The sequence below is a fragment of the Staphylococcus simulans genome (assembly GCF_047037175.1).
GTDB lineage: Bacteria > Bacillota > Bacilli > Staphylococcales > Staphylococcaceae > Staphylococcus > Staphylococcus simulans_C.
This window is the reverse complement of sequence record NZ_CP178241.1, coordinates 310,641-335,811: the sequence shown is the minus strand read 5'-3', so window position 1 is coordinate 335,811 and position 25,171 is coordinate 310,641. Positions and strand designations below refer to the sequence as shown.

General features: G+C 36.8%; 23 protein-coding genes. 2 read left to right on the top strand and 21 right to left on the bottom strand.

The features are described 5' to 3' along the window. The first annotated feature begins 167 nt into the window (after positions 1 to 167). On the top strand, positions 168 to 1,886 hold the full coding sequence (locus ACFCT9_RS01580) for an NFACT family protein (RefSeq protein WP_412520272.1): 1,719 nt from the start codon (positions 168 to 170) through the stop codon (positions 1,884 to 1,886). 50 nt (positions 1,887 to 1,936) lie between these two features. Here the strand turns inward: ACFCT9_RS01580 and ACFCT9_RS01575 are convergent, their stop codons facing one another. Both ACFCT9_RS01575 and ACFCT9_RS01570 read right to left on the bottom strand, forming a co-directional pair. Then, the gene (locus tag ACFCT9_RS01575) at positions 1,937 to 2,701 is read right to left on the bottom strand and encodes a tyrosine-protein phosphatase (protein ID WP_412520270.1); all 765 of its coding nucleotides are present in this window, start codon (positions 2,699 to 2,701) and stop codon (positions 1,937 to 1,939) included. A gap of 148 nt (positions 2,702 to 2,849) precedes the next feature. Continuing rightward, positions 2,850 to 3,251, bottom strand: a complete 402-nt coding sequence (locus ACFCT9_RS01570; protein WP_412520268.1) for a VOC family protein — start codon at positions 3,249 to 3,251, stop codon at positions 2,850 to 2,852. Between the two features lie 274 nt (positions 3,252 to 3,525). On the opposite strand from ACFCT9_RS01570, the gene ACFCT9_RS01565 reads away from it, so the two are divergent. Beyond that, complete coding sequence (locus tag ACFCT9_RS01565; RefSeq protein WP_412520266.1) at positions 3,526 to 3,744, top strand: DUF6007 family protein; 219 nt, start codon at positions 3,526 to 3,528, stop codon at positions 3,742 to 3,744. Between the two features lie 321 nt (positions 3,745 to 4,065). Here ACFCT9_RS01565 and ACFCT9_RS01560 read toward each other — a convergent pair whose 3' ends face one another. The 19 genes from ACFCT9_RS01560 to ACFCT9_RS01470 all read right to left on the bottom strand — a co-directional run bounded on the left by ACFCT9_RS01560 (position 4,066) and on the right by ACFCT9_RS01470 (position 25,169). Further along, entirely contained in the window at positions 4,066 to 4,257 is a 192-nt protein-coding gene (locus tag ACFCT9_RS01560; RefSeq protein ID WP_412520265.1) for a hypothetical protein, read from the bottom strand. A 26-nt stretch (positions 4,258 to 4,283) separates the two neighbouring features. Continuing rightward, positions 4,284 to 4,895, bottom strand: a complete 612-nt coding sequence (pyrE, locus tag ACFCT9_RS01555; RefSeq protein ID WP_412520264.1) for an orotate phosphoribosyltransferase — start codon at positions 4,893 to 4,895, stop codon at positions 4,284 to 4,286. Position 4,896: 1 nt separating this feature from the next. Further along, entirely contained in the window at positions 4,897 to 5,601 is a 705-nt protein-coding gene (gene pyrF, locus ACFCT9_RS01550) for an orotidine-5'-phosphate decarboxylase (protein WP_002480623.1), read from the bottom strand. After that, the gene (locus tag ACFCT9_RS01545) at positions 5,601 to 6,518 is read right to left on the bottom strand and encodes a dihydroorotate dehydrogenase (protein ID WP_412520262.1); all 918 of its coding nucleotides are present in this window, start codon (positions 6,516 to 6,518) and stop codon (positions 5,601 to 5,603) included. The genes pyrF and ACFCT9_RS01545 overlap by 1 nt, the downstream gene beginning before the upstream one ends. Next, on the bottom strand, positions 6,515 to 7,279 hold the full coding sequence (locus tag ACFCT9_RS01540) for a dihydroorotate dehydrogenase electron transfer subunit (protein WP_412520260.1): 765 nt from the start codon (positions 7,277 to 7,279) through the stop codon (positions 6,515 to 6,517). The genes ACFCT9_RS01545 and ACFCT9_RS01540 overlap by 4 nt, the downstream gene beginning before the upstream one ends. A 57-nt stretch (positions 7,280 to 7,336) precedes the next feature. Beyond that, positions 7,337 to 10,510 carry a carbamoyl-phosphate synthase large subunit gene (carB, locus tag ACFCT9_RS01535; RefSeq protein WP_412520259.1) on the bottom strand — a complete coding sequence of 1,058 codons (3,174 nt, stop codon included), beginning with the start codon at positions 10,508 to 10,510 and terminating at the stop codon, positions 7,337 to 7,339. Continuing rightward, entirely contained in the window at positions 10,503 to 11,603 is a 1,101-nt protein-coding gene (locus ACFCT9_RS01530) for a carbamoyl phosphate synthase small subunit (RefSeq protein WP_412520258.1), read from the bottom strand. The genes carB and ACFCT9_RS01530 overlap by 8 nt, the downstream gene beginning before the upstream one ends. 6 nt (positions 11,604 to 11,609) lie before the next feature. Next, positions 11,610 to 12,881, bottom strand: a complete 1,272-nt coding sequence (locus ACFCT9_RS01525; protein ID WP_412520257.1) for a dihydroorotase — start codon at positions 12,879 to 12,881, stop codon at positions 11,610 to 11,612. Then, complete coding sequence (locus ACFCT9_RS01520) at positions 12,868 to 13,776, bottom strand: aspartate carbamoyltransferase catalytic subunit (protein WP_412520255.1); 909 nt, start codon at positions 13,774 to 13,776, stop codon at positions 12,868 to 12,870. Before ACFCT9_RS01520 ends, ACFCT9_RS01525 begins: the two co-directional genes overlap by 14 nt. A gap of 30 nt (positions 13,777 to 13,806) precedes the next feature. Next, positions 13,807 to 15,108 (bottom strand): uracil-xanthine permease family protein, encoded by a 1,302-nt coding sequence (locus ACFCT9_RS01515; RefSeq protein WP_412520254.1) that lies wholly within the window; start codon positions 15,106 to 15,108, stop codon positions 13,807 to 13,809. A 224-nt stretch (positions 15,109 to 15,332) separates the two neighbouring features. Then, on the bottom strand, positions 15,333 to 15,860 hold the full coding sequence (pyrR, locus tag ACFCT9_RS01510; protein ID WP_412520253.1) for a bifunctional pyr operon transcriptional regulator/uracil phosphoribosyltransferase PyrR: 528 nt from the start codon (positions 15,858 to 15,860) through the stop codon (positions 15,333 to 15,335). Positions 15,861 to 16,338: 478 nt separating this feature from the next. After that, positions 16,339 to 17,172, bottom strand: a complete 834-nt coding sequence (locus tag ACFCT9_RS01505) for a hypothetical protein (protein WP_412520251.1) — start codon at positions 17,170 to 17,172, stop codon at positions 16,339 to 16,341. 269 nt (positions 17,173 to 17,441) lie between these two features. Beyond that, positions 17,442 to 18,404, bottom strand: coding sequence for an exonuclease domain-containing protein (locus tag ACFCT9_RS01500; RefSeq protein ID WP_412520249.1), 963 nt, complete (start codon positions 18,402 to 18,404; stop codon positions 17,442 to 17,444). Between the two features lie 163 nt (positions 18,405 to 18,567). Continuing rightward, entirely contained in the window at positions 18,568 to 19,485 is a 918-nt protein-coding gene (locus tag ACFCT9_RS01495; RefSeq protein WP_412520247.1) for an RluA family pseudouridine synthase, read from the bottom strand. A 12-nt stretch (positions 19,486 to 19,497) separates the two neighbouring features. Further along, complete coding sequence (gene lspA / locus ACFCT9_RS01490; protein WP_412520246.1) at positions 19,498 to 19,980, bottom strand: signal peptidase II; 483 nt, start codon at positions 19,978 to 19,980, stop codon at positions 19,498 to 19,500. 129 nt (positions 19,981 to 20,109) lie between these two features. Continuing rightward, the gene (locus ACFCT9_RS01485; protein WP_412520245.1) at positions 20,110 to 20,595 is read right to left on the bottom strand and encodes a CHAP domain-containing protein; all 486 of its coding nucleotides are present in this window, start codon (positions 20,593 to 20,595) and stop codon (positions 20,110 to 20,112) included. Positions 20,596 to 20,601: 6 nt separating this feature from the next. Continuing rightward, entirely contained in the window at positions 20,602 to 21,396 is a 795-nt protein-coding gene (locus ACFCT9_RS01480) for a VOC family protein (RefSeq protein WP_412520243.1), read from the bottom strand. Positions 21,397 to 21,573: 177 nt separating this feature from the next. Further along, a complete protein-coding gene (gene ileS, locus ACFCT9_RS01475) occupies positions 21,574 to 24,321 on the bottom strand; it encodes an isoleucine--tRNA ligase (RefSeq protein ID WP_412520241.1) in 2,748 nt (915 codons plus the stop codon). Between the two features lie 233 nt (positions 24,322 to 24,554). Beyond that, the gene (locus ACFCT9_RS01470) at positions 24,555 to 25,169 is read right to left on the bottom strand and encodes a DivIVA domain-containing protein (protein ID WP_412520239.1); all 615 of its coding nucleotides are present in this window, start codon (positions 25,167 to 25,169) and stop codon (positions 24,555 to 24,557) included. Between the last annotated feature and the right edge of the window lie 2 nt (positions 25,170 to 25,171).

Below are 25,171 nucleotides of genomic sequence, written 5' to 3'. Positions count from 1 at the left end.
CCTTACGACCTCTCTAAGCTATTGTTGTATTATATAATGATACCATATTCTAAATAAAATTGTATAGATGCCAATAATAAAATCTTAATTTGGAAGTTTCCCATATACACATGGTACAATAATAAGAACGTAGCACAAGAACGAAAATAAAAAGGTAGCTGATAATTATGGCATTTGATGGCCTATTCACAAAGAAAATGGTAGAAGAATTGTCCTTTCTTGAAGGTGGACGCATTCATAAAATCAACCAACCTGATAACGATACAATTATAATGGTAATTCGTCAGAATCGAAAAAACCATTCCTTGCTGTTATCTATCCATTCTAATTTCTCGCGTATGCATATTACACAAAAGAAATACGATAACCCATTTGAACCACCTATGTTCAATCGCGTCTTTCGTAAACATTTAGATGGCGGTATTATACAAGCAATCCGCCAAATTGATAATGACCGTCGCATCGAAATCGACGTTCAAAGTACAGATGAACTCGGCGATAAAATCTATCGTACTGTTATTTTAGAAATCATGGGTAAACACAGCAACTTGATTCTTGTAGATGATAATCGCAAGATTATCGAAGGTTTCAAACATTTAACACCAAATACAAACCATTATCGTACCGTTATGCCGGGCTTCCAATATGAAGCACCACCAACACAAAATAAAATCAATCCTTATGAAGTTTCAGGTCAAGATTTATTGAAATATATCGATTTCAATCAAGGAAATATTGCGAGACAACTCTTACAAACATTTGAAGGTTTTAGTCCTTTAATCACAAAAGAGATTACAGAACGCCGTCAATTTATGACCACAGAAACATTGCCTGCGGCATTTGATGAAGTCATGGAAGAAACCACATTGAAACCTGTGCCAATCTTCCACAAAAACCACGAAACAGGTAAAGAAGATTATTACTTCATGCGTTTAAATCAATTTGATGATGACAGCGTCACTTACGATTCACTCGCTGAATTATTAGATCGCTTCTACGATGCTCGCGGCGAACGTGAACGCGTTAAACAACGTGCTAATGATTTAGTACGTTTCGTTCAACAACAACTACAAAAGAATCGCAATAAACTCGTTAAATTAAATGATGAGTACGAAGGTACACAATCAAAAGAAGACATGCAGTTATACGGTGAACTCATCACCGCAAATATCTATCGTATTAAACAAGGCGATGAATCCTTAACGACAGAAAATTACTATACAGGTGAAGAAGTAACGATTAAGTTAAACCCAACTAAATCCCCTTCCCTGAATGCGCAATATTACTACAAACAATACAATCGATTAAAAACACGTGAGCATGAGTTAGAACACCAAATTCAATTAACTGAAGAAAACATTGCGTACTTCGAATCTATCGAGCAGCAATTAGCTCATATTACTGTTGAAGATATCGATGAAATCCGTGAAGAGCTTGCAGAACAAGGCTTTATGAAACAACGTCAAAATCGTAAGAAAAAGAAACAGCCGCAAATGCAGCTACAAACTTATCTTTCAACAGATGGCGCAACTATTTATGTTGGTAAAAACAATAAACAAAATGATTATCTGACAAATAAAAAAGCACGTAAACATCATTTATGGTTCCATACTAAAGACATTCCAGGTTCTCACGTTGTCATCTTTGAAGATGAGCCAAGTGATAAAACCATTGAAGAAGCTGCGATGTTGGCTGCTTACTTCTCTAAAGCAGGAAACTCTGGTCAAATTCCAGTAGATTACACAGACATCAAAAATGTACACAAACCTTCTGGCGCAAAACCAGGCTTTGTGACATACGATAATCAAAAAACATTATACGCAACACCAGATTATGATCATATCCAATCCATGAAAAGTGATTCAGAAAAAGTGAAATTAAAATAACAGATTAACTTTAAAGCACTCGCGGACAAAATGTCTTCGAGTGCTTTATTTTAAAATATTAAATCTCTTATATATTGAATATTTGGTACAAGCGGTTCATATTTTTCAATTTCCTTATTTTCAATAACCACTTTCGCATTCCTTATTAATTTCTTCATTTGTCCATGTAGACCTAACAACATATTATCTTCAAACAACGATTTCATCACAAAAGGTCTTGCCTTTATATCATGGGCATCTGATGCAATAAAATGTACAAGCTTACAATTCATGAGTTCAATAGATACCTCTTGAATTCCTTTACCAAAATGACCAATCAATGAAGTTGAAGTCAATTGACTTAATGCACCTTGTTTAACTAAATCATATAGAACACTCATATCCTTTAATAATGCGAGATTTCGTTCAGGGTGCGCAATAATCGTAATGTAACCTAATACTTGTAATTCATTAAACATTCCAAAAGTATAGTCAGGGATGTCATTAGGTGGAAACTCAATTAGCAAGTATCTTGAGCTGTTTAAACCACGTACTTTTCCAGACTTAATGTCATCAATTAAATTCTGATGGAATCTTACCTCTTGTCCTGGATACATAGAAATCCCTAAATCATTAACTTCTTTTAATTTACATAATCTTTTTATTTTTAACTTTACTTTCTCAAAAGAATTATCGTATTTATTTGTATAATGTGGTGTCGCAATAATTTCGTTAATATTTTCTTTATTAGCTTGTCTTAACAATTCGATAGCCGCTTCTTCATCCCTCGGCCCATCATCCATATCCATTAATATATGATTATGCATATCTATCATTGGACTCACTCCAAATCTCAGTCTACCTATCTATTTAATTGATGTTTACTCATTCTTCACCCCTATTATATTCCTATTTTATACACTGCTCTAGCAATAAAAAAACAACCCACCTATCAAGTGAGTTGTCATTAAAACGTTTATTCTATTAATCCATTAATGCCAGTTGGAAATTCACACCGAAACGATCTTGTATCCATGCAAATTCTCTGTATGGTCCAAGTTCAGTTTTAGCCATTAAAATCGCACCGCCGCTTTTTAATCCGCTGTATAAGCGTTCCATTTCCATTGCGTTATCTACAGTCACAAATAAAGAAATAGATGGATTCATAGGTATTTCAGTTCCATTAGAATTATCAATGGCCATAATGATTTGGTCCTTTAAGCGAACAATCGCGTGTTGAACAGCACCCGCTTCTCCGCTTCCAAACTCATCATACTTCACCATAGAAACGACTTCACTATCTTCAAATACTGATGTATAGAGTTCAATCGCTTCCTCTGCTTCATTATTAAACATTAAAAATGGTGTTACTTTTGGTATATGCACACTATCCCCTCCTCATATACATACTATTTACGAATCATATAGTCATTTTAAAAATCACTATTTTGACACTTAAAACGATACAGGAATGATGATACAAAAGCAACTCAACCCATACGCAGAACTACATCACACGTAGGCTGATATTATTTTCAGACCCTTACTTAATTACATTCAAAAGTTAATAGCTAACTAATTGTATTCCCGCCTCTTCAAAAGAATATGATACGCTAAACATATCATTACATACTCAAATTTCTATTGGGAGTGACTACTTATGAAAGATGATAAGCAACTAAATGAAGTGTTAAATACAATAGGCTTATTAGATATTATTTGTTTCATCCCCATGTTATTTCTATTTAGCTACTTGCCTTCTGCACATTGGTGGCAGATTCTAATCAATTTTCTTATCATTAGCTTATGTGCTATAGGTACAACTCGAATGCTATATTTTTTCAAAGATAAACTTAGCTCTAGTATTAACAAACATTAATGTACCAAATCCTAATCCTTAAATTTCATAAGCGATTCAAGCAGTACCTTTTTCTATATGTATGACACAATTCATAGTATAATAGCTGTATTCCAAAACAATAAGTAAATCTGAACAAGATGATTGAATGAATGGAGGGCTATGATGTCTCATTTTATCTTACCTATTTTAGCAATGTTAGCAGTGATTATTATTGGCTATATCTTTATTAAAATATATTTACGTTAGACGATGTGTCTGACTTAGAGATGTTATTGAATATTAAAAATCCGCAATCATGTGTACTCTTTTTGAGTTGATGATTGCGGATTTTTGTTCGTTTTAAATTAAGCCTTTTTCTTTTATATCTGTTTTACATTTCTTGAATATGTTTTTTTCATGTTCATTTGATAACCATTGATTTTCATATTGATCATGGTTGTTAGCTGGCTCACGATAATCTTCATTTGCGGATAAGAACTTATTTAAGTGGGCAAATGGTTTATGAGCAGCATGTGCATGTGTATTGGACATGGTTCATCCCTCCATCCAATTCCATCTTATGCTAAATTGTCTCTCCATTCAACTAAAGACTGAATATCTGATTCAGAAATTTTACCTTGTTCTTTAGCAACGTCGATTAATTCGTTATAGTCACTTAATGTATAGAAAGGAATTTCAGCATCTTTAAACATTTGATCTGCTTTCGCAAGACCATACGTAAAGATTGCGACTACACCTAGTACTTCAGCACCAGCTTCTCTTAATGCTTCAGCTGCTACTAATGAAGAACCGCCTGTTGAAATTAAGTCTTCAACGACTACGATTTTTTTACCTTTACTTGGTGCACCTTCGATTTGGTTTTGTTTACCATGGCTTTTACTTTTAGAACGTACATAGCTCATTGGCATATCTAATTTTTCAGAGATGAATGCTGCATGAGGAATGCCCGCTGTCGCAGTTCCTGATACGATTTCAGCATCTTTGAAATGAGTTTGGATTAATTCGATTAATCCATCACGGATTGCGTTACGCACTTCAGGATAACCTAATGTAACACGGTTATCACAATAAATCGGAGATTTAATTCCTGAACTCCATGTAAATAAATCATTCGGTGATAGTGCAACTGCACCAATATCTAATAATGATTGCGCAATTTGTTTTGACATCTTAACCTAACCAACTTTCTTTAATATGATGATAACTTTCAACCGGATTGTCACTTTGTGTGATTGGACGTCCGACTACGATATGTGTTGAGCCCATTTCACGTGCTTTGTCTGGTGTTGTAATACGTTTTTGATCGTCTTGTGCATAATGTGCTGGACGAATCCCTGGTGTTACTTTTAAGAAGTCTGAGCCTAATTCTTTTGTTAGTAATTCTGCTTCTAATGGTGAACATACCACACCATCTAAGCCAGCTTCTTTTGTTAAACGTGCATAGTTTAATACAGCCTCTTCAATTGAAGTTTGGATGTTTTGTTCTTTTTGCAGCATTTCTTCTGTTGTTGATGTTAATTGTGTGACCGCAATAATTTTAGTATCTTTGTTGACACTGCGTAAGCCTTCTACTGCTTGACGCATCATTTCAGTACCGCCTGCGGCATGAACGTTTACTAAGTCTACATTCAAGCGTCCTAAGCCAGCCATGGCTTGTTTTACTGTATTTGGAATATCATGCAGTTTTAAGTCTAGGAAGATTTGGTGGCCGCGTGCTTTAATTTTGTTAATTAATTCAGGGCCTGTTTGATAATAAAGTTCCATTCCGATTTTGATGTATAAAGGTTCATCAAATAAATCTAAGAAATTTTCTACTTCTTCAGCCGTCGCAAAGTCTAATGCGATAATCGGTAAAGGTAAATTACGATTTGCCATTATTTAGTCACCTCAAAAGTCCTTTTGTACAATTCATGAATATGGTTGACACCTAAGTCGTCGAGTAATGCAGGTAGTTCATCAATGATTTCCTTACAAACCATTGGATTTTGGAAGTTGGCTGTGCCGACTGCTACCGCATTCGCACCCACTGAAATATAGTCTATAACATCTTGCGCGTTTTGAACACCGCCCATGGCGATAATTGGAATATCCACCGCTTGTCTCACTTGGTAAACCATACGCATCGCGACGGGTTTAATCGCTGGACCACTTAAACCGCCGACTGTGTTGGCGATAATCGGACGCCCTGTTTTCGCATCAATGCGTAAGCCGACTAATGTATTAATCATTGTTAAACCATCTGCGTATTGTGCAATCGCTTTGGCCATTGCCACAATATCCGTTACATTCGGTGAAAGTTTTACATAGACTGGCACTTCAGATACGGTTTTAACTTTACGTGTTAATTCAGCCGCAACTTGCGGATCTACACCAAACTGCATACCGCCTTCTTTAACGTTCGGACAAGAAATGTTTAATTCTAATGCTTTAACATTCGGTGCTTTTGAAATATGTTCAGCCACATAAACATAGTCTTCTTCCGTAGAACCAGCAACGTTAGCGATAATCGGTACATCGTATTGTTCTAACTTTTTAAGTTCGTGTTCAATAATGTGATGCACACCCGGGTTTTGTAAACCAATCGCATTAATCATACCGCTATCCGTTTCAGCTACACGTGGTGTTTCATTCCCATAACGTGCTTCTTTCGTTGCTGCTTTAATCATAATCGCACCAAGTTCACTTAAATCATAAAATTGACTGAACTCTGCACCGAAAGCGAAACAACCACTTGCTGGCATAATTGGATTCTTTAAATCTAATCCTGGGATTTCTACATTTAATCGACTCATAGGATGACTGCTCCTTTCTCAAATACAGGACCATCTGTACAAACTTTGACATAACTTGTTTCAGATTGAGGTGTATGGCAGACACATGCGTAGCATGCGCCGATACCGCAACCCATACGTTCTTCAAGTGATAAGAAACCTTCAACATCTGCTAATTTCTCATGTTCTTTAATCGCTTTTAACATCGGTTTAGGTCCACATGTATAGTAAATATCATAATCTACCGGCAACTCAGAAATCACATTGGTCACAAAGCCTTTTGAGCCCATTGTACCGTCTTCTGTCACAATATGTGTTTCACCTAACTGCGCAAATTCATCTGCATAGAAGACATCTTTTTTACTTCTGAAACCTAATACATGTACTGTTTCAATCCCTTGACGGTTCAGTTGTTTAGATAGTTCATATAAAGGAGGAACACCGATACCGCCGCCTACTAATAGTGCTTTACGTTCCGCTTTTTCAACAGGGAAGCCATTACCTAATGGTGCGATAATATCAATCGCATCATTTTCACGCATTTGAGACAGACGTTGTGTCCCAGCACCTTCTGCACGATATAACATCGTAAAGGTTTCAATTTCAGGTTCAATATGACAAATTGAGATCGGACGTCTCAACATATGCAGTGAACCTTCACCTACTTTAATATGAACGAATTGTCCAGGTTGCGTCATTTTGCGTGTCACAGGTCCTTTTACTTTAATTTCAAAAATGCGGTCCGCAATTTCTCGATTGGATACGATAATGTTTTGTTCCACTGTTAAATCCTCCTTTTAATCTTGACTCTATCTTCATTATAGCCACTTTAACTATAATTACATACTTCTCATTGTAAATGTCATACTTTCCATCACATTTGTCAACGCATTCGCTGTATCTAGTGATGTTAAGCAAGGCACACCATTTTCTACTGAAGCACGTCTGATTTGGAAACCGTCTCTTTCAATCGTTTTCCCTTTTGTCATTGTGTTAATGACAATTTGTACTTCACCATTTTGAATTCGGTTCAATAAATCATCTTCACCGCCGATTTTACCCACTGTTTCAACCGGGATATGATTTTCTGCTAATTTCGCAGCTGTACCTGATGTTGCGAGTACTTTATAACCCACTTCATGTAATCGTTTAGCAATTTTAACCATTTCATCTTTGTCTTTATCACTGACCGTAATCAATACAGTACCATGATCTTTTACTTCCACACCGCTCGCAGTTAAACCTTTGAACAATGCTTTTTCTAACGTTTGGTCTTTACCCATAACCTCACCTGTTGATTTCATTTCAGGTCCAAGCGTAATGTCGACGTTTTTCAATTTATTGAAACTGAAAACTGGTGCTTTGACATAAACGCCTTCTGAATAAGGTTGAAGCCCTGGTTTATAACCTAAATCGCTCAATTTCTCACCTAAGATGGCACGCATCGCAAGTTGCGCCATCGGGATATCTGTAATCTTGCTTAAGAATGGCACCGTACGGCTCGATCTTGGGTTAACTTCTAAGACATAGACACCATCATGCGCTAATACAAATTGGATATTGATTAATCCGATAATATCTAAACCTTTGGCTAGTTTCGTTGTATAAGCTTCTAAAGTTTGAACCACTTCATCTGATAAAGTTTGAGGCGGATATACAGCAATCGAGTCACCTGAGTGTACACCGGCGCGTTCGATATGTTCCATAATACCTGGAATAATCACTGTTTCACCATCTGAAATAGCATCCACTTCAATTTCTTTACCTGTTAAGTAGCGGTCGACAAGTACTGGATGTTCCGGACTTGCTTTCACAGCTTCTCGCATGTAGTTTTCTAACTCTGCATCATTATACACGATTTCCATCGCACGGCCACCTAATACGTACGATGGACGTACAACAACTGGATAACCGATTTCTCTGGCATTATCTAACGCCTCTGCAGGAGATGTGGCAGTTTTACCTTTAGGTTGCGGTACATCGATAGTATTTAAGAGTGCTTCGAACTCTTTTCTGTCTTCTGCACGGTTTAAATTCTCTAATGATGTGCCAAGAATTTTCACACCGTGTTTCGCAAGTTTGTCTGCTAAGTTGATCGCAGTTTGACCACCGAATTGAACGACCACACCTTTTGGTTGTTCTAAATCAATAATGCTCATGACATCTTCTTCAGTTAATGGTTCAAAATAAAGTTTATCTGAAATTGAGAAGTCTGTTGAAACGGTTTCAGGGTTGTTGTTGACGATAATCGCTTCATAACCGGCATTTTGGATGGCCCATACTGCATGCACTGTCGCATAGTCGAATTCAACACCTTGGCCAATACGAATTGGACCAGAACCAAGTACAATCACTTTTTCTTTATCTGTTACGATGGATTCGTTATCTCTTTCATATGTTCCGTAGTAGTACGGTGTCGCAGATTCAAATTCTGCAGCACATGTATCTACCATTTTGTATACTGGTTTAATATCATTTTCATGGCGGAGTCGATAAACGTCTGCTTCTTCCATACCAAATCTATGCGCAATGACTTTGTCGCTGAAGCCATAGTCTTTCGCATATTTAAGGTATTCGATATCACCTTTGTGTGCTTTTAACTCACGTTCGATATCGATAATGTGTTGGAATTTGTTAAGGAAGAAGTAATCGATTTTAGTCATCTCGTGAATTTCTTCGAGTGTTGTACCTCGTCGAATGGCTTCACCGATGAAGAAAAGACGTTCATCATCTTGTTGTAAGATACGTTCTTTTATGTAGTCTAAATCGTAACTTTCTCCATTTGGTAATCCTAAGTGATGTACACCATATTCTAATGAACGAATCGCTTTCAGTAATGATTCTTCGTACGTACGGCCGATTGCCATGACTTCACCTGTGGCTTTCATTTGTGTGCCAAGTACACGTTCACCTTTTTCGAATTTATCGAATGGGAAACGTGGAATTTTAGAAATCACATAGTCTAAGGCTGGTTCAAATGCCGCATAAGATGTACCTGTGACTGGATTCAACATTTCGTCTAATGTTAAACCAACCGCAATTTTCGCTGCTAATTTCGCAATAGGGTAACCTGTGGCTTTAGATGCTAAGGCTGATGAACGTGATACACGTGGGTTAACTTCAATAATGTAATAATTCATTGAGTATGGATCCAGTGCTAATTGTACGTTACAACCGCCTTCAATACCTAATGCACGAATGACTTTCAATGAGACATCACGCAACATTTGATATTCGACATCTGTCAATGTTTGACTTGGTGCGACTACGATAGAGTCACCTGTATGAATACCGACAGGGTCAATATTTTCCATGTTACATACTACAATGGCATTATCATTTTTATCGCGCATAACTTCATATTCAATTTCTTTAAAGCCTGCGATGGATTTTTCAATTAAACATTGTGTAGCTGGACTATAATGCAGACCATTGGTCACAACTTCTTTTAATTCTTCATCATTATGACAAATACCGCCGCCTGTACCACCCATTGTGAACGCTGGACGTACGATTAATGGATAACCGACTTGTTCTTTGAATGCAAAGGCTTGTTCTACTGTGTGCACGATGTCACTTTCAGGAACGGGTACTTCTAAATCATTCATTAAACTTCTGAATAATTCACGGTCTTCTGCTTGTTGAATTGAGCTTAATTTTGTACCAAGCAAACGCACATTATTCGCTTCTAATACGCCACTATCGTGTAATTGAATTGCCATATTCAAACCTGTTTGTCCACCAAGTGTTGGTGAGAGTGCATCAGGTTGTTCTTTACGAATGATACGTGCGATAAAGTCATGTGTTAAAGGTTCGATATATACTTTATCCGCAATTTCTTTATCAGTCATAATAGTAGCTGGGTTTGAGTTTACTAGGATAACGCGGTAACCTTCTTCTTTTAAGGCTAAACACGCTTGTGTACCGGCATAATCAAACTCTGCAGCTTGGCCGATGATGATAGGTCCTGAACCAATCACTAAAATGGTTTTGATGTCATTATTTCTAGGCATTGACTGTACGCTCCTTCGCTTTGAATTCTTTCATCATATCTATGAATTGATCGAATAAATAATTTGAATCAGTAGGTCCTGGACATGCTTCTGGATGATATTGTACTGAAAAAGCAGGCAGCGTTTTATGTTTTAATCCTTCCACTGTGCCGTCATTTAAGGCAAGATGTGTCACTTCTAAATCTGTTTGCGCAACTGAAGCTTCATCAATCGCATAACCATGGTTTTGACTTGTTAATGCAATTTTGCCTGTTGCCAAGTCTTTCACCGGATGGTTAGCACCACGGTGACCGAATTTCATTTTGAATGCTGTGGCACCTTGTGATAAAGCGAACAATTGATGGCCTAAGCAGATGCCGAAGAAAGGAATTTTACCTAAAATACCTTGAATCATTTCTACTGCCTCCGGCACATCTTCAGGGTCTCCTGGACCATTTGATAACATGACACCGTCAGGTGACATACCAAGAATAATTTCAGCTGGTGTATTATATGGCACGACTGTCACATTACAACCGCGTGCATTGAGTTCTCTAACGATATTTTGTTTCTTTCCGAAGTCTACTAATACGACGCTTAAATCTGAGCCAGTTGATACATAAGGTGTTTTCGTCGATACCATCGGTACTTCGTCACGAGAGAGTTCAAATTGTTTCAGTTCTTCTATGAATGCCGGAATCTCTTCTGCATGATCTGTAAATCCTGCTTTAAGTACCCCGTGTTCACGTATTTTACGTGTGATACTGCGTGTATCTACACCTGAAATACCTGGAATATCATATTGAACTAATACATCGTTGAAAGTCTTTTGTTGACGGAAGTTGCTAGGATGCGTACTCGCTTCTTTTACGACCACACCGCTTAGTGTCGGTACTAAAGATTCAAAATCATCTCTGTTGATGCCGTAATTCCCGATTAATGGATAAGTGAATGTGATGATTTGACCTGTGTAAGACGGGTCAGAAATGGTTTCTTGGTAACCCGTCATAGCTGTATTGAAGACAATCTCACCTTTTGTCAGATTGTCTGATCCTAACTTTCTTCCTTCGTAAATTGAACCATCTTCAAATACAAGATATCGTTTCTCTAACATTGTTGTTTATTCCTCCTTGAATGCCACTTCTCCAGCTACCATTGTTAATACAGGATTGCCGTATACTTTATAACCGATGAATGGTGTATTGCTTGCTTTTGAATGGAAATCTTCTGCTTTGATTTCTCTCTCTTCTTCTAAATCGATTAATGTTAAGTCTGCTGTTTTGCCTTCTTCTAGGATGCCGTATGGCAAGTCAAAGATTTCTGCAGGTTTAATTGTTAAATAGTCCACTAATTGTTGTAATGACCAATCTCCATTTTTCACAAAGTGTGTGTAAAGTAATGGGAATGCTGTTTCACTTCCGACAATACCAAATGGTGCTTTAGTCATCGGTTGAGCTTTTTCATCAGCTGCATGTGGTGCATGGTCCGTTGCGATACAATCAATTGTGCCGTCTAACAATCCTTCAATCAGTGCATCTCTGTCTTCTTTACTTCTTAAAGGAGGATTCATTTTGTACATTGCGTTGTCGCCAGGTACATCGTCTTCTGTCATTAATAAGTGATGTGGTGTAACCTCAGCTGTGACTTTAATACCTGCTGCTTTTGCATCACGGATGGCACGTACACTTTCTTTTGTTGAAACGTGACATACATGATAGTGACAATCTGCTGCTTCAGCTAATAATACGTCACGTGCAATTTGTACTGCTTCACAAATATTTGGAATACCTGGAATACCTAATTCTTTACTGCGTTTCCCCTCGTGCATAGCGCCGCCGTAAATCAAGCTGTTATCTTCACAGTGTGCAACCACTGCTTTGTTTAATTTCGCTGCTTGTTGCATAGCTTCATACATTGTGCCGGCTGTTTGTACCCCTACACCGTCATCTGTGAAGGCGAATGCGCCATGTTCAGCTAACCCTTTGAAATCTACTAATTCGCTGCCTGCTTGTCTGATTGTAATTGAAGCGTATGGTAAGACACGTACACGTGCGTTATCTTCAATTAATTTGTTGAGATTATCTAAATGTTCAACTGTATCTGGTACTGGACGTGTATTCGGCATTGGACATACTGTAGTGAATCCGCCGCGTGCTGCTGCTTTAGTACCTGTTTCAATTGTTTCTTTATGTTCGCCGCCTGGTTCTCTTAAATGTACGTGAACATCGACTAAGCCAGGAGCTGCGAAGCGACCTTTAGCATCGATCACTTCGACTTCTGAACCTACTGTAATTTCTGGTGCGATTTCTTTTACTTTGTCGTCTTCTACTAAGATAGAAGCCTCTGTTAATTTACCGTCTTTTAATACTTTTGCATTCTTAATTAGCAACATCTATAAGAACCCCTTTCTGTTGGTCCGCAATAATATGACTGATGACTGACATACGTAAGTACATGCCGTTTTTCATTTGTTTGAAGATACGTGCCTTCGGCGCTTCAACTAAATCTGTATCAATTTCAACGCCTCTGTTTACTGGTGCTGGGTGCATTACAATTGCGTTTGGTTTCATGCGGTTGTATCTTTCTTTCGTTAAACCATATTTCTCATGGTATTCCTTTGGATCAAAGCTTAATTCTCCGTCATGTCTTTCGTGTTGAACACGTAATAACATCACAATATCCGTTTCTTCGATAACGTCGTCAATTTTGACATAAGGTGCATCTAGTGAATCATCTACCCATTCGTCAGGTGCTGCGAACTTAACGTTAGCACCTAATGCAGTTAATGCTTGGTAATTACTGCGTGCTACACGTGAGTTTTTGATATCTCCGCAAATTAATACGTTTAAGCCTTTGAATTTTTTGTATTCTTCGTAGATTGTCATGATATCAAGCAAGCTTTGTGTCGGGTGTTGACCGCTGCCGTCTCCGCCGTTGATAACTGGAATGTTTAAGCCTTCAAGTTCTTTGTAGTAATCATTTTGCGGGTGACGGATAACTAATGCGTCTACACCGATGCTTTCTAATGTTTTGCATGTGTCATATAATGACTCACCTTTTTTAACAGATGAAGTACTAGTTTCAAATGGAATTTCTTGCATACCTAAGCGTCTTTCTGCCATTTCGAAGCTGCATTTTGTACGTGTTGAGTTTTCGAAAAATAAGTTTGCTACGTATGTGTCATTTAATTTATGAACTTTCTTACCTTGTTTATATTCGATTGCTGTTTCGATAAGTGAATAGATTTCTTCATTTGATAAATGTTCCATAGATACTAATTGTTTCATTGTTAATTCCCCCTAAGAATTGGATAAAGTTTATTTATTTGATGTTTCCGGTTTTGCTTTAGGTAAAATTAGGTTTAGTACGATACCTGCTAAAGCCGCAAGTGCCATACCTTCAACTTTGACGCCGTGAATATCGAACATTAAGTTTCCGATACCCACTACCAGAATGACTGACGCGATAACTAAGTTACGGTTTTCCGAAAAATCCACCTTGCTTTCAACCAGCATTCTTAAGCCGCTTGAAGCGATGATACCGAATAAGAGAATGGATACCCCACCCATAACTGGTGTTGGGATAGATGAAATCAATGCTGTGAACTTTCCTACAAATGCTAGGATAATCGCGATTACTGCTGCACCGCCGATAACGTAGATACTATAAATCTTTGTTATCGCAAGTACACCGATGTTTTCACCGTAAGTTGTACTTGGCGGTCCGCCGATAATGCTTGCGAACATTGTTGACACACCGTCTCCGATGATTGATCTATGTAGACCCGGTTTCTCGAAGAAGTTTCTGCCGACAATTTTATTAATTACCATTTGGTGTCCGATATGCTCACTGACTGTGACGAACACAATCGGTAACATCAAGAGCACCAGTCCGAAGTGGAAACTTGGATGATAATCTACAAATGGCAGATAGATGTGCGGCCAGTCAAACCATGATGCTTTCATAACTGGCTTGAAGTCTACAATGCCTAAGACAATACTTGCGATGTAGCCTACTATGATTCCGACTAAGACTGGAATCAGTGAGAAGAACCCTTTCATGTAGCCTTGAACGACGAGTGTTGTGATTAATGTAATCATTGCGACAATCAAGTATGTGACATTGTAACCTTTCATGTCTGCCGTGTTTTCAAACATTGCCATGTTTGCTGCTGTCGGCGCAAGACTTAATCCGATAACCATGATGACTGGGCCTACTACAACGGGCGGTAACAAATGCATCAGCCAACCGATTCCGCTTAATTTGATTAAGATCCCGATGATGACATACATAACACCACTCATGAAAAGTGCTATCAGCATATCGCCTAAGCTGTGTGTGCTTAATCCTGTGATAATCGGTGTGATAAAGGCGAAGCTAGAACCTAAGTACGCTGGAATCATTGCTTTCGTAATTAAGATGTAAAGCAGTGTTCCTATTCCTGATGCAAGCAATGCCGCTGAAATCGGCAAGCCTGTTAAGAATGGTACTAAGACTGTTGCGCCGAACATCGCGAAGAGATGTTGTAAGCTTAAGAAGGCCCATTGACCTGCTTTCGGCTTTTCATTAACATCCAGTACGGGTTTCACCGTTCGCTCAAACATTTGTTCATTTTCCATTTCTCTTTCTTCCTTTCATGAAAAAAATCTCTTTACAGCAATCAGCGTGCAAAGAGACATCGTTTGGGGGATAGATAAGAAGTTATTGTCAGGATGAGATACACGTGTATCTCTGTTAGAAGTTGTTTCTTACAAGTCTTGAGCCTCTCGTGCTATACATGCAAGTTGACAACAGTTCTTATCTAACCCTTTGTCAGTCTCTCGTACTGATTTAAAAGGGTAAGCTATTCAATTATAACTGCGTTGCGATGATCAATTTCGTCTACGTAGACTGAAACCTCTTCATCTTTCGCAGTAGGAATATTTTTACCTACGAAATCAGCGCGTATCGGTAACTCACGATGTCCGCGATCTACCAATGTCGCTAATCCGATTTTTTGTGGTCGAGAATGTAGTAAGATTGCATCAAGTGACGCGCGTACAGTTCGACCTGTATAGAGCACATCATCAATGATGATAACAACTTTGTCTTTAAGGTCTACATCAATGACATAAGACTTCTCAGACATTTTTGGTGTTGGTAACTCTAAGTCATCTCGAAATTGCGTAATGTCTAATGTTCCGGTAGGAACAGTGACATCTTCAATTTGTTGAATCTTCGTTTGAATACGTTTCGCTAGAAACTCTCCTCGAGTCTTTACACCGAGTAAAACCAAATCTTCAGTTCCTCGATTATACTCTAGAATTTCATGTGCGATACGTGTTAAAGTCCGCTGCATCCCTGCATCATCTAATACAATACGTTCCGTCATTCCCGCACTCACCTTTCCATAAAAAAATCCCGCATCTCAATTGAGAGACACGGGATTATGCAGAACATGCGAGATTTACTATCTCCACTATTTATACCAGTAACTGTTTTGTCGGTTACTTTACTAAATTTGTATGGCAATCAGGGTTGGTGAATTGCGTAATCATACAAAATGACCTCTTAATAAAGCATTTACTCAGTTACTTTCTCTAGTTTCAACATGTAAAAAACATCTGCCTTTGGAGCATCTCTGTACTCTCAATTAAAGACTTACGATTTCTTTATTAAACTGTTATAAGTTTAACACAGATACATGAAAAGTCAAAGGTATTTCGGTAATAAATTTGAAGTTATTGAACTTCAAATAATTTTTTCTTTCTAAAATAATTACCATCATATCATGTGTTAAATACAGCTCCATATTTAAACTTTAATTATCACTAGATTAACCCAGTAGGTTTAGTTGAAATTGTCTTATTTTATTGCCACAATTTCTCACGGATAAACCTACTCTTATATTTATTGTTATCACTTAAAATATTATTAAAAATCCACATTCTAGTTACTATCGCAATCAATGAAACGAAAAGCATATAAATAGTGACAACTAAATAATTATTACCTAAAACACTATCTCCATAAACCACTGGCACTATATATAATATATATGACAGTATGAAAAGTATCCATAAAACATAAGGAACTTGCTTATCAAATACTGCCCAGTATTTGTTTATTGAGAACCAAGCCCTAATTAAATTTCTTCTACTTATTTTATACACAGTCACCTGATCTTTTTTATCTATTAAATACTCAGCTTTCTCCAAATAATAAACATCCTTATGTCTTTTGCTATTTAAAATTCTAAAGTTACTGGTGTTGCCATCATAGGAATTTCTTGGTGCCACTTGTACAGTATTTTTAAAAAGATTTTTATGTTTTTTAACAATAAACTTGATATCGTCCTGATTGAAAAGTACATAAAACTTATTACTAAGAATGATAATCATGAGCATATCTAAAATGAAGTTAAAAATCGGTAAATACAATACAATACTTAGTATAAACACTTGGTAATCAATGTTGAATACCTTTTTAAATGTAATCCAAGCAACAATATTAATTGCTATTACTATAATATCTAAAAATTCTATTGGAAACATTGGTGCTATTACATCTATTGCAAACTTATATTGTACGTCTAAGAATTTTTTATAGAATTTTATTGCTAGTTGAATTATCAGTGTTGTTAGTAAAGTTATAATTAACTTGCTAGAATTATCCTCTAATAGTGTTGAAAAATAATCCCACATATTCTCACCTCTCCATATTACTCGCTATTTATTCAGCATGGTCAATCACTTAGTTTTACAATACCTTTTTCTAAATATGGTGGACAACCATATTGTTTTATAAGTTATTTATTGGTGACCGAATTTTAGCTTTATTATCATATAACATATCACACATATATTAAAACTAACTGAAATTCTAATAACTAACTATAACGATTAGACCCTCTTCGAAAGTTATATGATATTACATAGCTAAGAAAGGACAAATTCAGACTATTCCTACCTTCTTACATTTTTATACTTATTAAATCATAGAATGCATTTTCTGATAGGATTTGCAAATCTTGACCCTCTAAGATATATTTTTCTGCTTTCTTCATTTTTGCACTCTTATTACCTTTAATATTTGTACTATAATCGAAGTTACCCAATATTAGATAGTTAGTTTTCTTAGTAACACCATTAGCGTTAATTCCACCAATATTAGCTATTGTTTGCATTGCTTCTTTTCTTGTCATATATTCTAATTTTCCAGTTAAAACACATACTTTATCATAAAGTAAATTATCAACTTGAATTTTACCCTTATCCCCTACTATATCTTTTGCATTTAAACTTGATGACCTTTTACAAAACTCTTTAAAACCTTGAATTGATCCATATTCTTTTATTGCGACTTCTCTAAGACTCTCATAAATTCTATAGGTTAGTTCTGCATCAAATTCTGCTCTATGTGCATTGTCATATGCAAAATTAAAAAAAGTAGCTATATCTATTAATTTATGACTCTTTAATTCAGATAATAACCTTCTAGAGATTCTCAATGTATCAACAAAATCATTTTTAAACTTAACATCATGATTTTTTTGCAAACTATCATATATAAAGTTAATATCAAAATGAGCATTATGAGCTACTACTGTCGAATCTCCAACAAAACTATAAAAATCACTCATTACTTCATTTTCAAAACGTGCGTCTTCCAACATTTCATTTGATATGCCCGTTAGTTCATAAATAAAATTATTTATTTGATATTGCGGATTTATGAGCTCTTGAAACCTTTCTTTCTCGATACCATCTGCATATCTAATGCCTGCTACTTCAATGATTGAATCATATGTGGAATCAAGCCCTGTTGTTTCAATGTCAATAACAACATATTCGTTAGGAAATTCTAATAAATTCCTTCCTTTTTCTCTCTGTATTTTTTCTTTTTTAAGTCTGCCACCTATTGTAATTTCTAACATAAAATTCAACACCTTTCTTTATATCTAATTTAAAGTAAGTAAGTTATTTAAGCCAGAGAAATTTACATCTATATAACCTAATTATAAATTAAAAAAATCCCTTGAAATGCTTCTTCATTTCAAGGGATTTTCTATTTATTATTGAGTATTGAGTTGGTATTACTTATGCGTCTCTTTTACGGATATCTTCAAGGATTTCCTCAAAGTAATCTGGAAGCGGTGCTTTTCTTTCGATATATTCACCAGTAACTGGGTGAGTGAAGCCGATGACACCTGCGTGTAAGGCTTGACCACCGATGTCCATTGTTTTCTTTGGTCCGTATTTCGGATCGCCGACTAATGGATAACCAATGTATTTCATGTGTACACGGATTTGGTGGGTACGTCCTGTTTCAAGTTCACATTCTACTAATGTGTAGTTGTTGAAGTGTTCTAATACATTAAAGTGTGTAATGGCATCTTTACCATCATCAACCACATCCATAGCTTGACGGTCTACTTTATTTCGGCCGATTGGCGCATCAATTGTACCGTAGTCATGTGGGATATTGCCGTGAACTAAGGCTGTATATTTACGTGTCACTGTTTTAGCCATTAATTGTTCAACAAGACCTCTATGTGCGATATCATTTTTCGCAACCATTAATAAACCAGATGTATCTTTATCAATACGGTGGACAATACCGGGTCTGATTTCACCGTTAATACCGCTTAAATCTTTAATTTGGTACATTAAACCATTTACAAGTGTGCCACTGTAATGACCTGGCGATGGATGCACAACCATACCTTTAGGCTTGTATACGATGGCCACATCTTCATCCTCATAATAAATGTCTAAATCCAAGTTTTCAGGTTGAATATCCGCTTCAACCGTCTCCTTCTCCGTCACTTGAACTTGATCATTCTTCTTCATTTTATAATTTGCCTTCACAACTGTATGGTTCACTTCAACTAAGCCTTGTTTAATCCAATCTTGGATTTGGCTGCGTGACCAATCAGAATTCTGTTCAGGCAAGTATTTATCGATACGTTGTCCAACGTGTTCGTCTTCTGTAATCTGAAAATCAAATTGAGTCATTTCAACACTCCTTTACTTCACTTTATTTTTCTTCGAATCAAACAACAACAAGATTAAAATTAATATCACACCAACCGTCAAACTAGAATCCGCAACATTAAAGATTGGGAAATCATAACCAAAGATATACGTATCAATAAAATCGACAACTTTTCCATTTTTCATACGGTCGATGAAATTGCCTAATGCGCCCGCAAATAATAAGCTAATCGCAATCTGCATCCAAAAGTGGCCTCTTGCCTCTTTAATATAGAAATAAACGAGCAGTCCTAATACAACAATCGTAACTAAAAAGAAAAAGCCCATTTTGCCGCTGAGTATTCCCCAAGCTGCACCTGTATTACGATGAGATGTAATGTTTAAAAAACCGGGGATAACTGAATACGAATCTCCGACTGACATAGTTTTAACAATATATGCTTTGGTGATTTGGTCTAAAATCAGTACCGCTAATGTCACAAATAACGATGCACTGATGAAATATGATTTTCTCATGTCTTCCTCCTTGAAGCAGTCAGATCATTTCTTGTTTCTATACAATAATTCCTTCTGACCTTTCACTTCTTCATAACAACATTGTATATTATAACAAATTGCCAGAAGAACAGATACTAAAATTATCAATTAAGCTTCTTTAGTATCTTGTGCTTTTGGATTCTCTTTTGGATGAATATAATGATAGTTTTGAACTTGCTCGGGCTGAATTGTACGTGAAGTCACTTTATGCGGCGCAACGTAATTCATTTCAGTCACATATAGTGAACCATCTTCATTGATATGTTCAATATAGGCCACATGTCCTTGTTCACCTCTTGGTGATTGTAAGAGTGCTGAAGCTTTTGGCTGTTGGTTCACAGTATAACCCGCTTCTTTCGCTTGTTTTGCCCAGTACTTCGCATCTCCCCAACTTTTGCCAATCATCTTACCGTCAGCTTTCACTTTCTCAAACACATAATCCGTACATTCTCCATCATCATAAGGATTAAATGCCATCGGATCTGGTTTCAACTGTTCGATATAATGTTCAAGATCCGCTTGGTGATTGACTGCCACATAAGTCGCACCGCCAAGTACCACTAGCAATAAACTTGCTGAAATTAATTTTTTCAAAGCTTATCAAACTCCTAGATAATTAAATCGAAATGCGATGCCATCTGGCCCTTTCATCCAAGTATGTGTGGTTTCTGGATAATGATAATCGACTAACGTTAAACCATACGTCTCATCATTTTCCATTCTCTGCATACTAGACATCCAATGATTGACAGCTAAAGTATGATGATAACCGTTTGATGACATAAAGAGTGATGATTTATTCACAAAAGAAGATTCTTCTAATCCAAAGTGTGCTAAGTAATAATCTTTCACTTCAGAAATACGTACTGTCTTCAAATGTAAATTGCCAATCATACTATCATCTGGAATCCCTTGCCAACCGTCACGTGATCGTAAATTCATTAATTTAGAGGCATATAAATGTCTCGTATCCATAATCACACGATTCTCTTTATCAAAATCCCATGTTTCTTCAGGTTGATCTGCATAAAACTCAAAACCATTACCTTCTGGATCTTTAAAATAAAGCGATGTACTGACATTGTGTTCAGCCCCATTGATTGTGATTTCATGTTCAGTTAAATGTGCCATTAAATCCGCTAAATGCGCATGTGAATTTAAGCGAATGCCGATATGAAATAAGCCTGCTTCTGACACTAATGGCTCTCTGCCATCATCTATTTGATGCAAGGTAATGCGATGTTTTGAAGTGCCGACTTCATATTGAATCGAGGTATACGTTTCATTAATCACATTAAATCCTAATATATCTTCATAAAAGTGTTTTAAATTTTCTTTATCTCTAACATTTAACGTCACACCATTGACGTAATGTTTTTCTCCAAATTGACGCAACGCCGTCTCTCCTTTCTGTCTGTGTGCTTTGACGTTCTATAAGCGTATTACTCATTATACCGAGTTTTAACGTGAATTACTTGGGATTGGCTCATTGTGAAACCATTAAAAAAAGCACTCTGAAAAATTTATCAGAGTGCTTCATTTTTGCTTAATCATTCAATTTAACATTGTGAATTAAAGTGTTTCTACGACTGCTTGGCAACGTGGGCATAAGTGGTCTAAGCCGTTAGCTGAACCAAGTTCTGTGCTGTAGTTCCAACATCTTTCACATTTTTCACCGTCAGCGTGAACCACTTTGATATCGCCGTGATAGTATTCTGTACCATCCTCAACTTTATCTTCAACTTCCACTTGTGACACGATGAATAATTGATGCAAGTTATCGAAGTCTTTTAAGAAGCTTGTCGCATCGAAGTGTTCATTGCTTCCGATGATGACTTTCGCTTCTAATGATTTACCGATAACTTTGTCGTTACGTGCACTTTCTAAAGCACGGTTGACATCGTCACGTAATTTCATGAATGTGTTCCATTTTTCAAGTAATGCGCTGTCTGGTTCAACCACTTTAGGCATATTCGCTAAATGTACACTTTCTTCTTCAACATGAGGAATATATGACCAAACTTCTTCTGCAGTATGTGCTAAGATTGGTGCTAATAATTTAGTCATGTCGACTAAGATTTGGTATAACACCGTTTGCATACTGCGACGTTTTGGTGAATCTTGTTTTTCGATATATAAAATATCTTTACCATAGTCTAAGTAGAAGTTACTTAACTCAACGTTGATGAAGTTTTGAACTTCTTGATAGATATTTAAGTAGTCGAAGTTATCATAATGTTTAATGATATTCGCAGTGAACTCACGTAAACGATTTAATAAATAACGATCTACTTCTAATAAATCAGCTTCTGCTAAAGCGTCTGTACTTGGGTTAAAGTCATTCACGTTACCTAACATGAAACGTAATGTGTTACGGATTTTACGGTAAACATCCGCTGTTTGTTTTAAGATTTCATCAGAGATACGAACGTCAGCTAAGTAGTCTACACTGCTCACCCATAGACGTGCGATATCTGCACCTTTTTGTTTAACGATTTGATCAGGCACGATAACGTTACCTAATGATTTACTCATTTTCTTACCTTCGCCGTCCATTACGAAACCATGTGAAAGCAAGAATTTATATGGTGATTGACCACGTGTCGCAACAGCTGTTGTGATAGAAGAGTTGAACCAACCACGATATTGGTCACTACCTTCTAAGTAAAGGTCAGCTGGGAATGATAATTCCGGACGTGTTTCTAATACACCGCGGTGAGATGAACCTGAGTCGAACCATACGTCCATAATGTCTTCTTCTTTTGTGAATTCACCATTTGGACTGCTTGGGTGTGTAAAGCCTTCAGGTAATAAATCTTTCGCTTCACGTTCGAACCATACGTTTGAACCGTATTTTTCAAATAAATCTGCCACATGATAGATGACTTCTTTATCCATGATGATGTCACCATTTTCAGCGTAGAATACTGGAAGTGGAACACCCCATACACGTTGACGAGAGATAACCCATTCGCCACGGTCACGGATCATGTTGTAGATACGTGTTTTACCCCAATCAACTTTGAAGTGAGTCTCTTCAATTGCGTCTAAGATATCTTGACGTACTTTACTGATTGAAGCGAACCATTGTGGTGTCGCACGGAAGATAACCGGTTTTTTCGTACGCCAGTCATGTGGGTAACTATGTGTGATGAATTGTAATTTTAATAATGAACCATTTTCTTTAAGTAAGTCTGTCACTGCTTTATTTGCTTTGTCATAGAACATACCTTCAAATTGGCCGCCTTCTTCTGTGAAGACCCCTTTATCATCTAATGGGCTAATAACAGGTAAACCATATTTTTGACCGACAATATAGTCATCTTCCCCGTGTCCAGGAGCGGTATGAACGGCACCTGTACCAGCATCAGTTGTAACGTGTAATCCGTTGATGACTAGTGATACACGGTCGATAAATGGATGTTGTGTTTCCACATATTCTAATTCTTTACCTGTGAATGTTTTTTGTAGTTCAATCGCATCTTTATCCCATTCTAATGCTTCAGCTACAGCTTCAACTAAGTCCGTACCAATCACATATTTTTCACCGTTCACTAAATATTGACCGTATTTTAAGTCAGGGTGTACTGTGATCGCAACGTTTGATGGTAATGTCCAAGGTGTAGTTGTCCAGATAATGAATTTCGCATCTTCATCTACGACACCTTTACCGTCTTTAACGTCAAATGCGACATAGATAGATGGTGAACGTTTATCATGGTATTCAATTTCCGCTTCAGCTAATGAAGATTCACTTGATGGTGACCAATATACTGGTTTTTTACCTTTGTAGATTAAACCACGGTCCGCCATTTCACCGAATAAACGAATTTGTGCTGCTTCATATTCAGGTTTTAATGTGATATATGGATCATTGAAGTCACCATTCACACCTAAACGTTTGAAGTCTTTCTTTTGAAGTTCGATTTGTTCTAAAGCGAATTCCTTACATAACTCACGGAATTCAGAAACAGGCATTTCTTTACGTTTTACGCCTTTTTTCGTTAATGCTTGTTCAATTGGTAAACCATGTGTATCCCAACCTGGAACGTATGGTGAATAGTAGCCTTGCATTGATTTATAACGTACGATAAAGTCTTTTAAAATTTTATTTAAGGCATGTCCCATGTGCAAGTTACCGTTCGCATACGGTGGACCATCATGTAAAATAAATGTGTCATTTCCCTTATTTTTCTCTAAGATTTTGTGGTATAAATCTTGTTCGTCCCATTGTTTTTGGATTTCCGGTTCTTTCTTTGGTAGTCCGCCGCGCATTGGGAAGTCTGTTTTCGGCATCAATAGCGTTTCTTTGTAGTTCATTAATTTTCACTCCTTAAAATATAAAAAAGAACTCTAAGTTCAATTAACAGGGACGAACAACCGCGGTACCACCCTGATTAACTCAACTTAGAGTTCTCTTCATTCTTACCTATATAATTAGATCAAACAGTGATATAAGAATTAAACATATATTAGGCTCGCACCATCCCTAACTCGCTGTTATGTTGATATGTTCACTTAATTCTTACGCGTCTGTTTTCAAAATTTAATCTTTATTTTTGTTTTTTATCTGCTTTGTCTTGTGCTGGTGTACCTTCTTGTGCTTCAGCTTGTTGTGCTTGCGCTTGTTGCTTTTCTTGTTCAGTCACATCATTTTGATGTAAATGTTGGAAGTTTTCTTCTGTAACTTGTTGTGCATCTAAGTCATAGTTCAACAAGTAATCCCAATCATCATTTTTCAATAAATCCAACTGAGCTTCCACTAACATGCGGAAACGAGAACGGAAAATTTTAGATTGACGTTTCATATCTTCTGTTTGGAATGATAAACGTCTTGCTTTTTCCACACCATCATTCACAATACGATCTGCTTCAGCTTTGGCTTTCGCAACAATCGCTTCTGCTTCTTTTGTCGCAGCCGCTTTTGTTTCTTGGCTTGCTGCTTGTGCTTGAACTAAAGCGTCACTCACTGATTGTTGTACTTCTTTGTACGCTTTTAAGTTATTGTCTTTCTCTGCAACCACTGTTTCAAGTTGTTTGTTTTGTTCTTTTAAATGTTCAATCTCTTGACTGAGTTGGCTTAAATAATCAGCGACTTCAGTGGGTTCAAGGCCATTCTTAATTCTAGAAAATTCTTTGTTTTTAATTTCATTCGGTGTAAAAGACATCT

What these genes read in the sequence shown, in the direction of transcription:
- ACFCT9_RS01580 (WP_412520272.1), top strand. Translation starts at nt 168, where the DNA reads ATGGCATTTGATGGCCTATTCACAAAGAAAATGGTAGAAGAATTGTCC.
- ACFCT9_RS01575 (WP_412520270.1), bottom strand. Translation starts at nt 2,701, where the DNA reads ATGATAGATATGCATAATCATATATTAATGGATATGGATGATGGGCCG.
- ACFCT9_RS01565 (WP_412520266.1), top strand. Translation starts at nt 3,526, where the DNA reads ATGAAAGATGATAAGCAACTAAATGAAGTGTTAAATACAATAGGCTTA.
- ACFCT9_RS01560 (WP_412520265.1), bottom strand. Translation starts at nt 4,257, where the DNA reads ATGTCCAATACACATGCACATGCTGCTCATAAACCATTTGCCCACTTA.
- pyrE (WP_412520264.1), bottom strand. Translation starts at nt 4,895, where the DNA reads ATGTCAAAACAAATTGCGCAATCATTATTAGATATTGGTGCAGTTGCA.
- pyrF (WP_002480623.1), bottom strand. Translation starts at nt 5,601, where the DNA reads ATGGCAAATCGTAATTTACCTTTACCGATTATCGCATTAGACTTTGCG.
- ACFCT9_RS01545 (WP_412520262.1), bottom strand. Translation starts at nt 6,518, where the DNA reads ATGAGTCGATTAAATGTAGAAATCCCAGGATTAGATTTAAAGAATCCA.
- carB (WP_412520259.1), bottom strand. Translation starts at nt 10,510, where the DNA reads ATGCCTAGAAATAATGACATCAAAACCATTTTAGTGATTGGTTCAGGA.
- ACFCT9_RS01530 (WP_412520258.1), bottom strand. Translation starts at nt 11,603, where the DNA reads ATGTTAGAGAAACGATATCTTGTATTTGAAGATGGTTCAATTTACGAA.
- ACFCT9_RS01525 (WP_412520257.1), bottom strand. Translation starts at nt 12,881, where the DNA reads ATGTTGCTAATTAAGAATGCAAAAGTATTAAAAGACGGTAAATTAACA.
- ACFCT9_RS01520 (WP_412520255.1), bottom strand. Translation starts at nt 13,776, where the DNA reads ATGAAACAATTAGTATCTATGGAACATTTATCAAATGAAGAAATCTAT.
- ACFCT9_RS01515 (WP_412520254.1), bottom strand. Translation starts at nt 15,108, where the DNA reads ATGGAAAATGAACAAATGTTTGAGCGAACGGTGAAACCCGTACTGGAT.
- pyrR (WP_412520253.1), bottom strand. Translation starts at nt 15,860, where the DNA reads ATGACGGAACGTATTGTATTAGATGATGCAGGGATGCAGCGGACTTTA.
- ACFCT9_RS01505 (WP_412520251.1), bottom strand. Translation starts at nt 17,172, where the DNA reads ATGTGGGATTATTTTTCAACACTATTAGAGGATAATTCTAGCAAGTTA.
- ACFCT9_RS01500 (WP_412520249.1), bottom strand. Translation starts at nt 18,404, where the DNA reads ATGTTAGAAATTACAATAGGTGGCAGACTTAAAAAAGAAAAAATACAG.
- ACFCT9_RS01495 (WP_412520247.1), bottom strand. Translation starts at nt 19,485, where the DNA reads ATGACTCAATTTGATTTTCAGATTACAGAAGACGAACACGTTGGACAA.
- lspA (WP_412520246.1), bottom strand. Translation starts at nt 19,980, where the DNA reads ATGAGAAAATCATATTTCATCAGTGCATCGTTATTTGTGACATTAGCG.
- ileS (WP_412520241.1), bottom strand. Translation starts at nt 24,321, where the DNA reads ATGAACTACAAAGAAACGCTATTGATGCCGAAAACAGACTTCCCAATG.
- ACFCT9_RS01470 (WP_412520239.1), bottom strand. Translation starts at nt 25,169, where the DNA reads ATGTCTTTTACACCGAATGAAATTAAAAACAAAGAATTTTCTAGAATT.